Genomic DNA, 15,258 nt, shown 5'->3' on the forward strand with positions numbered 1-15,258 from the left:
ACGATCTCGTCGGCTGGCATACGGAAAAGGCCAGGTGGTTGTCTAAAATTTGAGTCCATGCAAGGCACTTGGCCGTTGATCGAGCGCGAACGTGAGTTCCGCACGATCCAGTCTGCGCTGACCCAGGGCGGTCCGGTGTGTGGTGTTGTGTTGACGGGGGATTCGGGGGTCGGCAAGACGACCCTGGCGCGCCTGGTCACGGCAGGCACGGAGACGGGGGTGCGCTGGGTTGCCGGTACCGAATCCGCCAGGTCGATACCGCTGGGGGTGTTTGCGCATCTCGTCGGCCCCGCGGTGTCGAGTGACCCTGTCACATATCTGTCCGCTGCGCGCGAAACGCTTCTGGCAGAGGGCGATACGATCATCGGCGTCGACGACGCCCATCTCCTCGACGAGTTGTCGGCAACCCTGCTCCATCAGCTCGCCATCGACCGCGCGGTGCAGATCGTGGCGACGGTACGCAGCGGCGAGGCTGTGCCCGACGCCGTCACGTCCCTGTGGAAAGACAACCATCTGATTCGGATCACGTTGTCTCCGTTCACCAAAGAGCAGAGTGTCGAGCTCATCGAGTCGGTACTCGGCGGTCAGCTAGAGGAGCATTCCGCCGACCGTATGTGGGAGGCGTCGGGCGGTAACGCATTGTTCCTGCGTCACCTCGTCGAGGGGGCGCGGGCCGCAGGCACGCTGCGACAGGTCAACGGTGTATGGCAGCTGCGCGGTCGCGCGGCGATCACCTCTGAGCTCGCATCCCTCCTCGCCGGGCGCGTCGAGCAGTTACAGCCCGACGTCCTCACGACCTTGAAGTACCTGAGCCTCTGCGAGCCCCTCGACATCGATGTGTTGGCGGACCTGACCAGCGAGGAGGCCGTGGAGAAGGCGGAGATCGACGGGCTCGTCCGCATCACGCGTGATGGCCGCAGCCTGAATGTGTCGTTTCACCATCCGCTGTTCGGTGAGGTCATTCGTCACGGTCTGGGGCTGGCGTCGTCGCGTCGCCTGCGTGGTGCGCTGGTCAGGGCGCTCGACTCGCGTCCGAAGGACACGCCTGCCGCGCGGATTCGCCTCGCCGATCTCGCACTCGAGAGCGATGTGGGGGCCATCGATCCCTCCCTGCTCGGAGCAGCGGCACGCGACGCCCTCAACCTTGCGCAGGTACCGATGGGCGAACGGTTCGCGCGTGCGGCGATCGCAGACGGCGGCGGCGCCGACGAGGCGGAACTGCTCGCGCGCGCACTGATGTGGCAGGCGCACCCCGACCGGGCCGAGGAGATCCTTAGTCGATTCCCGCTCGCCGACCTCGACGAGATCCGGGCCACCCGCGTCGGCATCGTGCGGGTGGGAAACATGTTCTGGGCCATGGGTGATTCACATCGTGCGGATGCACTGCTCGACGAGGTGCGCAGCAGGATCACCGACGTGAATCTGCTGCCCGTCGTCGACGCGATCGGGTCGGCCTGCGCGTTGTTCGAGAACGACCTCGACGCCGCGGTCGCGCTGTCGGACGGCGTGCTCGCCGAGTCCGCACCGCTGCCCTGGGCGGTCGAGTGGGCGGCGTTCGGTGGCATGCTCTCACGCGCGCTGCAGGGCCGCGGCGACGATGTCACACCGCTGGCGGTCCGAGCCCGCGAAGCCGAAGTGAAAACCGATGGCCTGCTCCGCTTTCCGACGGGGATCGGTGAGATACTCGCGCTCACCCTCACCGGCCGACTCGATGACGCACAGGTTGCGGCGAAGCGATATGTGACCTTCGCCGACACCGCGCAGTACCTCGGTTGGGCGATGGCGGGCGAACTCGTCGCCGCGGTCGACCTCGCGCGTGGGATGTGCGGTGCCGTGACACGTCGCATCGAACAGACTCTCGCCACGCTCGACACCGACGAGTACTCGGCCACCTGGAACTTTCCCGCCTACCTGTTCCTCGCCCAGTCGTTGTCTGCGCTGGGGCAGGCTGACGCCGCGGGCTCGGCACTGGCGCGCGCCCGCAACCACTACGGCAGGCAGGTCGCGGTGTTCGGTCCGATGCTCGGGGTTGCGGCCGCCTGGCAGGCGGCCGCAACGGGGACGATCTCGACCGCGATCGCCCTCGCGAACGAGGCCGCGCGACTGGCACGCTCCACGGGACAATTGGCCGTCGAAGCCGAAGCGCTGCACACCGCGGCGCGGTTCGGCGACACCACCGTCGGGGGCAGACTCGTCGAGCTCGGCGAGGTCGTCGACGGTCCACTGGTCGGCATCTACGCCAGGCACGCACAGGCGAGCGCCGCGGGCGACGGTATCGAACTCGACCTCTGCGCTGCAGACTTCGAGAAGCTCGGCTACCTGCTGTCTGCGGCCGACTCCGCCGCGCAGGCGAGCGTGCTGCACGACGCCGCGTCGCATCGATCGGCGACAGTCGCGTCGGCAGCGATGGCAGATCGGATCTCGGCCCGATGCGGCGGCCTGCGTACGCCCGCGCTGCAGCGGGCGGCGCAGCCGTTACCGCTGACCACCCGCGAGAGGGAGATCGCAAATCTGGTCGCGGCGGGGTTGTCGAACAAACAGATCGCGGAGCGGCTCGTGGTCTCCGTCCGCACGGTGGAGGGGCACATCTACCGTGCCTGCGTGAAGCTCGACGTGACCGATCGTGCCGACATCGCCGCGCTCCTCACGCAGCAGCGGGCGGTCGGTACCTAATCTCGGTGGCGTGCGCAACACAGGGCCCGGTACCGACGGCGGGCGTACCCGGTGGGGAAGCGGGCTACGACAACTGGCAGCCGCCGAATGGCATGTGATCCGTGGCCGCGACCCGGATCTCGACCCCGTCGAGATCTCGGAGTTCTCCGGACCGCTTCTCGCCGGCGGTGTGATCATCGCCGTCGTCGGAGTTCTGCCGCTCGTCGGGACGCGACTATCCGACAGCGCTGACAGTCTGTTCGGTCCGTTGATCGGGTCCTTCGCGCTGGCTGCGGTGTGTACAACTGCGGTGGCGTGGGTGCTGAGCGCGCTTGTGGCGGGATTCGTGGTGCTGATCGTCTACGACGCGAGTCCGAAGGTTGCGAGCGCTGCGACGGAGGCTGCCGTGCGTGGCTCATTCGGCCGGATCGAGGGCGCGGCGAGTTCCGTGACACTGGTAGCACTCATCTCGGGATTGATCTCGTTGGCGATCGGATTGCCGAACCTCGCGTCGAGCGACGACGAATCATCGGTCATCGAGGAATTGCTCTCTGCGCAGGTCGCGTGTCTGCTCCTCGTGTTGATGCTCGGCTTCACCGTCGAGTCGGTGAGGATCGCGGCGGAAATCCTCGGGTCGCAGGTGCGTGTCATCGGATGGCTGGGCTCGTTGGTGATCGTGCTGGTCACGTTCTACCTCGCGTCGACGGCAGGGCCGTTCTCGCCGGTCAAACTGACGCGCAACATCCTGGAGGCGTGGCTACCCGCGGAGGTCGACGGAGTGCCGAGGGCGCAGGTGGTGGCCGACGTGCTACCCGCGCAGAGCTATCTGTGGACGATGCTCGCCATAGCCCCGTTCGTGATCGTGGCGTGGCTGGTCACCGCGTGGCGGCTTGGAGCGCTGCGCAGCCTGCGCACCGAGGTCCGTGTCGCCGCAGGACAGGAGACGCCGAAAACCGATCAGCCCGAGTAGCGCTGCGAGTGCTGGCGGTTGTCGAGGTCGACGTCGGAACCGTCAGAGAGCGAGCCCGACGATGGAGTCGAACCGTCCGACGTCGAATGCCACTCGTCGGATCCCGGGGATGTCCGGTCTGTGGGGAGACTGTCGGTGGCGGTACTGCCGGTAGGGCCGCTGCCGATGTCGTCATCGTCGTCATCGTCGTCGAAATCCGCCGGGGCGAAGCCGAAGGAGTCGATCTCGTCGGCTGCGGCGTCGTCGACGGCGTGATCGGTCTCGTCGAACTCGTCGTCTTCGCGACCTCGACGCCAGCCACCCTTCATCGGCGGTGCCTCACCGAAGTGATCGGGATCGCCGGAGCCGTACCAGGCGACGAGCACCGCACCGACGACCGCACCGACGAACCCGACCAGGGCCAGCCAGCCGAGGCCGGGTTTGGCCTGGTCGCCGAGGAACATGACGCCGATCAGGCTCGGTCCTGCGGTTTCGCCGACCACGAGCACGGCCGTGACGCCGTTGACGGCGCCGAGCTGCAACGCGACCGTCTGCACGAAGAATCCCACGGCGCCGGCGATCGCGATGGTCCAGGCTGCGGGGTCGAGCAGTAGCCGGACCGGATCGAAGGGGTGGACGCCGTCGAGTATGCGGACCGCGATGGCGATGACGCCGAACAGCAGGCCGGCAGCGGCACCTCCTGCGATCGCCCCGTGTCGGCCGAGCCGGTACACCGAGAGCAACGCCAGTCCGCTCAGGACGATGGTGGCGAAGAACAGCATCCAGTGGAATCCGCGCCCACCGGAGTCGCCCGTCTGATGCGACGACGACATACCGAGCAGGCACAGGGAGAAGACGACGAGCCAGATCGCGATCCAGTCCCTCGTGTGGAGCGCGATGTTGAGCATGATGGTGCCCAGCAGTGCGGTGATCACCAGGTTGGCCGAGACGATCGTCTGTGACAGGAACAGTGGAAGGTAGCGCGCTGCGACGGCACCGCCCGCGAAACCGACGGTCACCAGCACGGTGCCGAGGATGAAGGCGGGATCGACGAAGGTGGACGCCGTCGAGCGAAGTGTCGGCCCACCCGCGGCGTTGGTGGTCTCGATGCCCTCATCCCGTTCGGTCTGAGCAGCGCGACGGGCCCCGAGGGCGCGCAACACCGTCGACATGCCGTATGCCACCGCGGCGAGGCTTGCCGCGATGACGCCGATGAGGAACATGTCACCAACCTCTCCGTGTGTAGTGACGTCACCGGTGCACCAACGCTGATGCACTGACGTCGCCGACGTTCACTGACGTCGCCTTACCGTGGGCGTCTCACCGCGGCACCGACGGTCCGCAGATGCTCGACTCGACCCACCGGTGGACGACCCGGCAGCCGATGAGGCGCTGGCCTGTGGAAATCGCCCGTTGGCGGACCACCCCTCAACCACAACTCACATGTCAACGGTCGGCAAGCGAATTATTATTCCTCTCTCAGTATCCACGTGGGCACCGACAACCTCACACGCACCCGTCGGCGCACATCTGTGTGCGGAGTGTCCACGGTGCTCGCCCCTCACGATCGGCTGCCGGCCACTGACTAGACTCGCGATGTGGCGTCCACTCCGAAGAAGCATGTACTGATCACCTTCGGTCGGTCCTTTCTCACGCTGAATCTGGCACGACTGATGTCAGCGGCGGGTCATCGGGTCACCGTTGTCGACAGCATCCCGATCGGGGTCAGTCGGTTCTCCAACGCGGTCGACGCCTTCCACAAGGTGCCCGCGCCGAAGTTCGAGCCCCGCGACTACTGCCGTGAACTCGCCCGGATCGTCACCGACGAGAAGGTCGACATGGTCATCCCCATCCACGAGGAAACCGACATCCTGTCGATGATGGTCGGGCTGTTCCCCGCGGAGTGTGAGGTGTTCCTCTCCGACTTCGACACAGAGAACAAGCTCCACAACAAGTACGACTTCCAACGCGAACTGGTGTCGTTGGGGATTCCGACGCTGAAATTCGCCGTCGTCGAGAGACCCGACGACGCCGCCGCACTCGACTTCGACGTCCCGTTCGCGCTCAAGCAGTGCTACTCGCGCGGGTCGCAGAAGGTCCACAAGATCACCCCGGGCGAGAACCTGGACTGGGTCGAATACGACCCGACGAACCCGTGGCTTGCGCAGGAGTGGAAGGACGGCAAGCGGTACTGCACGTACTCGGTATGCCGCGAGGGCAAGGTCAACGCGCATGCGACCTATCCGGTCAGCTATGCGATCGGTGGCAGTTCATGCCTGTCGTTCACCTCGATCAAGCATCAGGCGATCTTCGACCGGGTGTCGGAATTCGTTGCGGCCGAACGTTTCACCGGACAAGCGGGGTTCGACTTCATCGAGGGTGCCGACGGCAGTCTCTACTGCATCGAGTGCAATCCCCGATCGACGAGCGGGATCATGATGTTCCGCCCCCACAACGACGTTCCGTCGGCGTTCTTCGGCGACAACGACCACCTGATCGTTCCCGACTCCGACGTCGACCGCATGATCGGACTCGGCATGCTCCTGTACGGGTGGACGAAGGCGTCACGACAGGGCCGATCGATGCGGCAATTCTGGAAGGACTTCCGCGACTCCGAGGACGTCATCTTCGAGCGCGGTGACATGAAGCCCGGCGTCATGCTGCCGGCCGCCTACGCGTGGATCCTTCGCGATTGCCGCCGGTATCACGTCGGCCTGGCCGAGGGGTTCATGCACGACCACGAGTGGGACGGCCACCCGATCTGACGGTCACGGGGTCCGCAGCGTCGAATCAGATGGCGGCGGATCAGATGGAGCAGGATCAGATGGCGTCGGGGTCGAGTTCGATGCCCTGCACGTAGACTCGCGCGATCGCGGGTTCGCGCATGCCCATCAGGAGAGCGAAAAGCGTCTGATCACGCGCTCTTTCGGGATCGTCGTCGCGAACCCCGTTGTGCAGCATACGTTCCAGCGGGGGCCATCGATGGGGTTCGATCACCAGGAAGTCGGCTTCCTTGCCGACGTCGAAGTTGCCGAAGCGTGATTCGGCGTCGAGAGCCCGTGCGCCCGCCAGGGTTCCGGTGAACAGCATCTGTGCCGGGTGCATGGCGACGCTCGCCACGCCCGGTTCTGAGATGTGCACCTTGTAGGCGTCGCCCGCGACCTTGGCGATGAGCCATTCGTCGCCTCCGCCGCAGTCACTGCCCAACGCGATGGTGACCCCGGCGTCGACGGTGCGCTTCCACGGCATCGTGCCCGACCCGAGGAACAGCTGAGAGGTCGGGCAGTGTGCGACGGAGGTTCCTGTCTGCGCCATCCGCGCCAGTTCTGCGTCGGTGCAGTGCACACAGTGGGCCAGCACCGTGCGTCGGCCGAGCAGGCTCTCGCCGCCGACGGCCGAGCCGGGGAGGAACTTGCCGTCGTAGGTGTCGAGATACGACTCGACCTCGAAGAGCTGTTTGACCAGATCGATCTCACCGGTGCCGGGGCGATTGTTCTCGTTGAGGTGAGTGTGGACGTAGACCCCACGATCGCGGACTTCGGCGTACAGGTCACCCAGGTTGGCCAGCGTCTCGGTGGTCACCGACAGCGTGAAGCGCGGCACGATCGCCGTGAGGAGTCGCGCAGTGTCGGGGTCGCCGGTGTCGGCCGCGTGCCAGCGGTCGATCTCGGCGGTCGTCAACGCGATCGCGTCAGCCTCGGACGTGAGTAGTGGTGCAGCCGACTCGGGTCCCTGCGTCTGGATGCCGCGGCCGCTGACGATGCGTAGTCCGGCTCGCTGCGTGACGGCGAACAGCTCGTCCTGTGCGTCGGGGAAGGCCGAGCCGAACACCATGGCAGCCGTGGTCCCCGCAGCGATCCTGGCGCGGGTGAAGTCGCGGGCGATGGTGCGGGCGAAAGCGGGATCCGCAAGGCGCGACTCCGCGGGGAAGATGCAGTTGTTCAGCCATTCCAGCAGCTGACCGCCGCCGTAGGCGTTGAGCTCGTAGGTTTGCGGAAAGTGCACATGCGTGTCGACGAAGCCCGGGAGCAGGAACGCCTCGCCGTGATCGACGACGGTGTCGCCGGGCTGCGCGGGCAGCTCGCCGTACGGGCCGCAGTAGTCGATGCGTCCGCCTGCGGTGACGGCGAGTGCTCCGTCGGGGATGTCGACGAGCGCGGTATCGGCGTCGGTCACGCTCGGCGACCCCGCGATGTGCATGATGCGGCCACGGTGGACTGATCGAGTGGCGTTGGTTGTCACCAAGAGACCCAATCACAGGTTGCGCGATCCGGCTTGTCGACGTAGCGCGTTCTGCCGGTCACCGAGGCGTCGCGCGCGGTGCGACATCGATGACTCGCAACTGCAGCATCGCGGCGAATCGGGCCTCCGGGTCGGAGAGATCGATTCCGCTGATCTCGGCGGCCCTGCGCAGCCTGTACCGAAACGTGTTGGGGTGGACGAATTGCGTGGCCGCTGCAGCGGGGATGTCACCGAATGCGTCGAGCCATGCTCGCAGGGTCTCCACCAACATCGTGTTGTGTCCGGCGTCGTGTGCAATCAACCTGCCGATCGGCCCGGACGGTTCGTCTCCGCGTGCCGCGACCATGTCTTTGAGGTCGATGAGCAGCGAGTGCATGTGCACATCGTCGAATTCGGCGATCTGCCCGAGGCCGGGTTGGTGTCGATCGAGTAGCACTCGTAGTGCGCGGTCGGCGTTCGACCGCGCGGTGGCGAGCTCTTCCGGGCGCGAGGCAACCGTCCCCACTCCGATGACCGCGTGCGACCCGTCGCCTGCTCGGTCCAGGAACTCTGCCGCGACGTCGATGGCATGGCGTCGTGCTCGGGGGCCGTCGGCGAGCGGCACCAGCGCGTAACAGACATCGCCGATCAGGGCGACCGCCGCGCGCGGGTGCGATGCGCTGATGTGCAGTGCGAATCCGGACGTGAGTCGTTGCTTGATGGCAGCCCGGTCCGCTGCCGCTGGTGATCTCGTCGGGGCAAGGTCGCCGGCACCGCCCTCGCCTCCAACCTCACCACCGGTGCCGCCCTCCCGACCGCCGCTATCACCTCCGCTGTCGTCTTCGGCGTCGGATTCGAGGAGGTCCATCGCCAGCACCGCGACCGGACGGTCCCCCATACCGAGTCGTCGCAGGGCATCGCGCGTGCCGGGTCCGCCGCGCAGTGCCGTGGTGACCAGATCGGCCTTGAGGCGACGCGCACCGTCGTCGCCGTTGCGAATGGTCATCATGTGGAGGGCGACGAGTTTTGCGGCGTCCGTGAGTGCTCGAAGTCGGTCATCGCTCAACGGTTCGCGTACCGCGGCCCAGATCGATCCGAGCACCTCGTCGCCGGCTCTGACGGCGACCGCTACGCGTGGCAGCTGGTCCGGCGCCGCGGGCTCCGGCTGAATCCAGACCGGCTCGTCACTGGCGTACAGCTCGCGGAACACTCCCTGCTCGACCATGGCGTGCGTGAATCTGTCAGGCACCTGGCGCCCGAGGATCGTCTCCACCCGCGAGGAGTCCGCCTCGTCCTGACGGGCCGAGAACGCCACCACGCGCGAATCACGATCCTCGATGGTGATCGGAACGTCGATCAGGGCGGTGATCGAGTTGGCGAGTGCGAACAGGTCGCCGGAGACGACACCACCGAGGCGGTCCGATTCGCCGATGCCGACGGTGTCGTCGGCGATGAGGGTGCGGATCATCGTCGCCAACTGCATCCACGACGCGCCGGGGGCCAGGCCGAGCAGTGCGATTCCGGAGGCCGCTGCGGCGCTCTCGACCTCGTCGGTGAGAAGTACCGGTGAGCGCACGACGAGCGCCGCGGCGCCCCGCTGTCCCTCTCGTCGCAGAGCGGTGAGCGCCGACACGATGTCACCGGGTTCGTGGATACCGATCCCGAGCACGATGGCCTCATCAGGTTGCGCCGAGTCGTCCAGCGGATCGTAGAAGCCGACACCGCCGACGGGCACGGACAGTCCTACCGGTGCGCAGAGGGGTTCCAGGAACGTATTGCCCAGGTCGGTGAGAATCCTGCCGAGGGATGACCGCGGCAGCTGCTCGGCCATGATGGTCACCTCTCGCCGGCTCGGTGGCTGTTCAGCCAAGTTACCGGGCCGTCGGCGAGTTCCTGGCTGCGACACAGGTCATTTCGACACGGAGCCCGAGCGGCAGACCGGCGACGCCGATCGCGGTGCGGGTGGGAACGCTGGGGTGATCGGCGAAGAAGTCGGCATACTCCGCGTTCATCGCGGCCCATTCGTCGATGTCGGCCAGATAGCAGGTGACCTGGACGAGATCCGACAGCTCCCAACCGCAGTCGTCCAGGATCCTTCGGACGTTGTGCAGGGTCGCACGGGTTTGTGCGCGGATGCCGACGGGGATGCTCCCGTCCGCGGCGAACCCGCCCTGTCCCGAGATGACGAGCATCGGACCGCATTCGATGGCGGTTGCGAACGGTCCCTTGGCATTCGGGCTGGTGAAGTGGCGGCGCCCGTCGTCGTCGATGCTCACCGACATGTGCGCGGTCATGAGTTGAGTCCTTGTCCTGCTTGGTACATCACTTGTCGCCGATCGTGGCGAGGGTTGCCCGGTCGCGGCCGAGCATCGACGGTGTGAGGCCGAGGTCGGCCAGATCGGTCGGGAGCGGCTCGCCGGTGACCAGAGCTGCGCCGAACCGTGCGAGCGCGGGCGCGATCTGAATGCCGTATCCACCCTGTGCCGCGTGCCAGAACAGTCCGTCGACCGTGGTGTCGGGGCCGACGACCGGCGTGCGGTCGGCGACGAAACTGCGCAGTCCTGCCCATGCGGAGTTCACGCTGCGGATGCCCAGGGTGGTCGCGTCGTTGATCGACTCGATCGCGCGAGCGATCTCGAGCTCGTCCGGGCGCGCATCACCGGGCTCCTGCGGGGTCTCGTCGGCAGGTGAGCACAGGTACTGTGCGCCATCGGGTTTGACGTAGAAGTTCTCCGACGCCGCCATCGTCAACGGGATCGCAGCGTCGGTCGTCACAGGTGGGGCGGAGACCATGAATGCGGTTCGACGAAGCGGGCGGATGCCGATGGGCTCGGCTCCCAGCACTCCGGCGACCCGATCGCACCACGCGCCCGCCGCATTGACGACCGCCTGGGCTCGGTAGCTTACACCCGCCGCGTCGGTCAGATCCCATCCGTGGCCGGTGTGCGTTGCGTCGACGATGCCCGCGGATCTCACAACGGTGCCTCCGCGAGCGCGAAAGCCGCGCAGATACCACTGGTGCAGTGCGTGCACGTCGAGTTCCAGTGCGGAACGGTCGATCATCCCCAACGTCGTGTAGCCGGGACGGAGCAGCGGGTTGAGCTGCTCCGCGGTATCGCCGCTGACGAGTTCGACGAGATCGTTCCGGGCGCTGATCTCGTGGTGGAGCTCGCGGAGGGCGTGCTGCTCGTCGTCGTTCGCGATCATCAGCAGGTTCAGCGGCTGTGCGACCGGCACGTCGAAATGTCCGTCCTCGTCGGCGAAGAACGAGCGGCCGGCGGTTGTCAGTAGGCGGATCGTCTGGTTGCCGTAGCTTTCGAGAAATGCCGCTGCCGACCGTCCCGTCGAATGATAGGCGAGGGTCGATTCCATCTCGACGACGGCAACCGATTGGTGTGCGGCGAGTTCGTAGGCGATCGACACCCCGGCCATACCGCCTCCGATGACGACGGTGTCGAAGTGTCGAGTGCTCGACGGGTTGGTACTCACAGTGCCCTCGTCGTTCTTGTGGTTCTCGTGGTTGTCATGGTGTTCGTCCTCTGTTGTCGGTGTTTCGCCGGCAGGTTCTGATTGCTCGACGACTCCGGATGCCGGAGTGCAAAATGCTCAGGCGCGTACTGGTTTACCCGGTAGCCGATCGGTGCGGATCTCACCGTCGCTGACGATCTCGACACCGTTGACGAGGACGTGGTCGAATCCCGTCGACGGCGCGATCGTGTCGGTATAGGTGGCACGGTCGGTGACCGTGGCGGCGTCGAAGACGACGATGTCGGCATCCGCGCCGACCTGGACCCTGCCCTTACGCGCCATGTCCGGAACTGATGGCGAAAGGATCTGTGCAGGAAGGAGGCTTGCGCGTCGGATCACCTCCATCAGGCTCAGTGCGCCGGTCTCACGCCACAATGTGCGGATCGAGCGACTGAAGGTACCGGCGGTGCGCGGGTGGGTGACGACGTCGGCGGGCAACGGCCAGCGCGAGTCGTCGTATGTCGATGTGCGCCAGAGTGGTTCGAATGCGTCGCTGGCGATCGCGGTGTCCTCGAAGACGAGCCCGCGTGTCATGAGATCCCGAGCGGTCGGGTCGTCCTCCTCGAGGAAGTGGACGAAGACCAGTCCGCCCGTGCCGTCCGCACGCGCTGCTCGCAGGTCCGCGGCGCTGGTGAACCGGTGTCCGCTGACGAGGTGTTGTACCGCGAAGGGCGTGATGTCGCGTCGGTCGAGCAGATCCGGCTCGAGGAAGGCGGCGCCGATCCCCGTCATCCCCGAGCCGTAGGGGTAGGCCTCTGTCGAGATCCGGGAGCCGAGGGAACGTGCACGCTCAACGAGGCCGTGCACCCTGTCGAGATGTCGCAGCGACGTGCTGTTGACATGGCAGTAGTGCATGTGGGCACCGGTTTCGCCTGCCGCCCTGACGATTTCCTCCGCACCGTCGATCGGTGTGTCGGGATCCTGCTCGACGAGTTCGCGTGCGTGCGTGTATGTCGGCACGCCTCGGGCAGCGGCGAGACGCGCGACCTCGACGTACTCCGCAGGCCCGACGCGCGGGGCATACCCGACGAGCACACCGATTCCGAGCGCGCCGTCGCTCAGGTCTTCTTCCAGCAGTGCCAGTATCCGGCCGACCTCAGCGGTGTTCGCCTCGGCCTGCCAGGCGGGGACTCCCATGTTGAACAGGACGTCGGCGGGATGGCCGGTGGTCGTCACGTCTGCCATCACGTGCATCCGTGCAGCGGCCCAGCTCGCCGAGTAGCCGTAGTTGAGGGGACGCCCCTCGATGGCGGCGCGCTCGTAGGCGCGGCCGACCGGGTGTACTCCGCCCTCGAGTTCGAGAGCGGTCGTGACGCCGTCGAGAGCCTGCAGGCGTTGTCCTGCGATACCGAAGCAGTGGCTGTGCATGTCGATGAAGCCCGGTGCGACCACGCGGCCGGAGACGTCGAGCACGCGATGTCCGTCGAGTGGCTCGACACTGACGGCACTGATGGTGCCCCGGTCGATCCCGATGTCGAAGATGCCGTCGGTTCCGCTGTCGGGATCGATCACGCGGCCGCCGTGGAGTACCAGTTCATGCATGGATGAAGCATGCGCCGTGTACACCGCGGACTTTTCGTCGCCGGATCAGAAAATGGACACCCCATGTTGTGGTGCGCTACGAACCGGCCATCTGTGCGATCGTGCTCGAGCCCCTGCGTGCCCGCCCCTGCGTGCTCCGCAAGCACGGGTATGCGGTCATGTCACATCGAACGCCGGAGTCGTCCCGACGAACGACGAGAGCGTGCCGTTTGCGCGCTTGACATCGCCGAAGTACCGGATGCGATGGCGTCCGGAGGTACCCGTGCCAGGCGTCCAACTGATGGTCACCACCGACGCCGTCGAACTTCCGGCGGGGCGCTTCCAGGCGAGTTCGGTACCCCAGGTGTCGTCGTGGGCGGCGGCGACCCAGCGCCCCGACTCGTAGCGTTCGACGACGAAGTAGCCGTCGCGGGCCGCACTGCTTCCCGCGCTCACCCTGTGCACCTTGTTGGCGGGATGCGCTCCGCAGAAGTCCACCGAAACCGTCTGGCCCGATCGGTACGACGACTTCGGTGCGCGCACGACGTCGCCGAAACGCTTGCCCGCGATGGGGGTGTCGGCGGGTACCGGTGTCAGCAGATCGGGCTGCGGACTGCGCTGATCCGGCGGGTTCGGCCCGCGCGACGCCGACTTCCCTGCGGCCATCTCCCGCGCGAGTTTGTCGAACTCCTGCATGTACGCGCACAGGGTGTAGCGACCGAACATGGTCTCACCGCCCTCGTACTGCTGTGACAGATACTCCTCGGGGGTTGTGACGTACTGGCTGTACCCGTTCGAGTATCCCTGCAGCAAAACGTTTTCCAGCGGTAGTGCGAAGGCCGTCGCGACGATGCGACGCACGCGCAGTCCCGCGGTGATGGTGAACTCGGCGGGAGCGGCTGCCAGCACGAGATCGCCGATGCGAATCAGCTGGATGGGCAGCACCTGTTGAATCCACGGATGCGGTGGCATGTAGCCGAGTGGGAACAACGGAACCTTCGGCGCCTGGACCTGCTGAACCCACGGTGGCGGTGTCACTTTCGACGTCGCGCCGAGTGCTGCGGCGAAGGGAAGCACCATGCCTTCGTTGAGGAACGAGAGCTGGCTTCGGGTGTTGTCCTCGGTACTCGTCGCGGCGGCGGCGGCACCCATGATGGCGGGACTCGTCCGTGCCGGACGTCCGTCGGGGGTGTAGGTGCCGTCGATCGCGATGTCGGAGAGGTTCAGGAAGCGGTACGCGTAGGAGACGCCACCGGACATCGACCGTGCGGATGCGAATGCGCGCTCACCCGCACGGAACTGGCGCTGTCCGATGATGGTGCAGTTGGCTCGGTGATCGTCGGTGGGGCCTGCCGGGTGGAGTTTGCGCACGGCGAGATTCGGTGTCATGTCACCGGCATTGGTTTGCGGGAAGGAGGCGACGACGTCCGGCTTCTGCTGCTCGGCCAGATACGAGGCGTAACCCTTGTTGTCGACGGAGATGAGCGTGTTTGCGTCGGTCAGTGATGTACCGTGCGTGGCGAACCAGGTGATCTCACCGATCACGGTGCCGCCCTGCCGAAGTCGCAGTGATGTCACCTGCGGGTCGATGTGTTCCGGGAAATGACGCCGATCAGGAGTCGGATTGTTCACAAACGCCTGCAGCGAGCGGTTCGCGCTGGCGTCGTGTAGTTCGGAGTGCCCGAGTTCGAGCGTCCCCGGTGCCAGACTGTGATGTGCGGCAACGATCGCGTCGACGATGCCGGCGACCTCGGCGCGGTAGGAGTTCTCGCGATGGCCCAGTGCGGCAAGGACATAGGCGTAGTCCCAGGCGGTGCCGCCGCAGGAGTTGTGGTTGTGGGTCGCGTTGAGGTTGACGTTGTCCTCGGAGTAGAGGTTGCCGAATCGACTGCGCAGTTCCTTCATGACACCGACGCGGTGCGACTCGAACAGGCAGGCCAGGTCGGCGTTGACGAACACCACCCGTGCGCCCGACGCGGCGTCGGCGATGATGTACGCCCGTGCCCAGACCCGTTGCAGGAGCCCTGTTGCCACCTGACTGAGATCGGAGTAGCCCATCATCCCTTGGCCGGCAATGGCACCGGTGAGGTCGCCTTTTCCCACACCGACGAGGTACCCGGATGACGGTGCTGCCGATGCTGTTCCGCTACCCGCAGCGCCGAGCGCCGCGGTTCCGATCAGTCCCGCTCCGACGGCGCCTGCCGACACCCCCAAGAAGCCGCGGCGACTCACCCTGCCTGGCGCGGCCGTGTGCCCGGAACTGCTGTGTGCGTCATTGCTGTGCCCGGAACTGCGGTGCGCTGAACTCAACTGTGACCCCCTGGGTGGACAATACTTGTGACTGGACGTGGACGAGAGAAGTGGATATGGCGGAGTTTCGTGGTCAA

10 protein-coding genes are annotated in these 15,258 nt (G+C 66.2%); 3 read left to right on the forward strand and 7 right to left on the reverse strand.

Annotated features, from left to right (window positions below):
- Positions 1-57: 57 nt before the first annotated feature.
- Both LK459_RS11265 and LK459_RS11270 read left to right on the forward strand, forming a co-directional pair.
- Complete coding sequence (locus tag LK459_RS11265; RefSeq protein WP_227923409.1) at positions 58-2,673, forward strand: LuxR C-terminal-related transcriptional regulator; 2,616 nt, start codon at positions 58-60, stop codon at positions 2,671-2,673.
- A 10-nt stretch (positions 2,674-2,683) separates the two neighbouring features.
- Positions 2,684-3,622, forward strand: a complete 939-nt coding sequence (locus tag LK459_RS11270) for a hypothetical protein (RefSeq protein ID WP_227923410.1) — start codon at positions 2,684-2,686, stop codon at positions 3,620-3,622.
- Here LK459_RS11270 and LK459_RS11275 read toward each other — a convergent pair.
- Positions 3,610-4,824 (reverse strand): EamA/RhaT family transporter, encoded by a 1,215-nt coding sequence (locus LK459_RS11275; protein WP_227923411.1) that lies wholly within the window; start codon positions 4,822-4,824, stop codon positions 3,610-3,612. The two genes, LK459_RS11270 and LK459_RS11275, sit on opposite strands and share 13 nt — an antisense overlap.
- 375 nt (positions 4,825-5,199) lie before the next feature.
- Here LK459_RS11275 and LK459_RS11280 point away from each other — a divergent pair, with 375 nt between their 5' ends.
- Positions 5,200-6,366: an ATP-grasp domain-containing protein gene (locus LK459_RS11280; RefSeq protein WP_227923412.1), complete on the forward strand. Its 1,167-nt coding sequence runs from the start codon at positions 5,200-5,202 to the stop codon at positions 6,364-6,366.
- A 55-nt stretch (positions 6,367-6,421) separates the two neighbouring features.
- Here LK459_RS11280 and LK459_RS11285 read toward each other — a convergent pair whose 3' ends face one another.
- From LK459_RS11285 to LK459_RS11310, 6 genes are all read right to left on the reverse strand, one after another.
- Positions 6,422-7,801, reverse strand: coding sequence for an amidohydrolase family protein (locus LK459_RS11285; protein ID WP_265416873.1), 1,380 nt, complete (start codon positions 7,799-7,801; stop codon positions 6,422-6,424).
- A 100-nt stretch (positions 7,802-7,901) separates the two neighbouring features.
- Positions 7,902-9,653 carry a PucR family transcriptional regulator gene (locus tag LK459_RS11290; protein ID WP_227923414.1) on the reverse strand — a complete coding sequence of 584 codons (1,752 nt, stop codon included), beginning with the start codon at positions 9,651-9,653 and terminating at the stop codon, positions 7,902-7,904.
- Positions 9,654-9,693: 40 nt separating this feature from the next.
- The gene (locus tag LK459_RS11295; RefSeq protein WP_227923415.1) at positions 9,694-10,116 is read right to left on the reverse strand and encodes a RidA family protein; all 423 of its coding nucleotides are present in this window, start codon (positions 10,114-10,116) and stop codon (positions 9,694-9,696) included.
- A gap of 28 nt (positions 10,117-10,144) precedes the next feature.
- Positions 10,145-11,254, reverse strand: a complete 1,110-nt coding sequence (locus LK459_RS11300) for an NAD(P)/FAD-dependent oxidoreductase (RefSeq protein ID WP_265416874.1) — start codon at positions 11,252-11,254, stop codon at positions 10,145-10,147.
- Between the two features lie 174 nt (positions 11,255-11,428).
- Positions 11,429-12,892, reverse strand: coding sequence for an amidohydrolase family protein (locus tag LK459_RS11305; protein WP_227923418.1), 1,464 nt, complete (start codon positions 12,890-12,892; stop codon positions 11,429-11,431).
- Between the two features lie 156 nt (positions 12,893-13,048).
- Complete coding sequence (locus tag LK459_RS11310) at positions 13,049-15,103, reverse strand: neutral/alkaline ceramidase (RefSeq protein WP_227923420.1); 2,055 nt, start codon at positions 15,101-15,103, stop codon at positions 13,049-13,051.
- Positions 15,104-15,258 lie beyond the last annotated feature (155 nt).

Origin of the sequence: Gordonia otitidis (assembly GCF_020735545.1) — a bacterium.
In the GTDB taxonomy this organism is placed as follows: Bacteria; Actinomycetota; Actinomycetes; order Mycobacteriales; family Mycobacteriaceae; genus Gordonia; species Gordonia otitidis.

Excerpts from the sequence above, each read along its gene's own strand:
- LK459_RS11265 (WP_227923409.1), top strand. The coding sequence starts at position 58 with ATGCAAGGCACTTGGCCGTTGATCGAGCGCGAACGTGAGTTCCGCACG.
- LK459_RS11275 (WP_227923411.1), bottom strand. The coding sequence starts at position 4,824 with ATGTTCCTCATCGGCGTCATCGCGGCAAGCCTCGCCGCGGTGGCATAC.
- LK459_RS11285 (WP_265416873.1), bottom strand. The coding sequence starts at position 7,801 with ATGCACATCGCGGGGTCGCCGAGCGTGACCGACGCCGATACCGCGCTC.
- LK459_RS11290 (WP_227923414.1), bottom strand. The coding sequence starts at position 9,653 with ATGGCCGAGCAGCTGCCGCGGTCATCCCTCGGCAGGATTCTCACCGAC.
- LK459_RS11295 (WP_227923415.1), bottom strand. The coding sequence starts at position 10,116 with ATGACCGCGCACATGTCGGTGAGCATCGACGACGACGGGCGCCGCCAC.
- LK459_RS11300 (WP_265416874.1), bottom strand. The coding sequence starts at position 11,254 with ATGGCCGGGGTGTCGATCGCCTACGAACTCGCCGCACACCAATCGGTT.
- LK459_RS11305 (WP_227923418.1), bottom strand. The coding sequence starts at position 12,892 with ATGCATGAACTGGTACTCCACGGCGGCCGCGTGATCGATCCCGACAGC.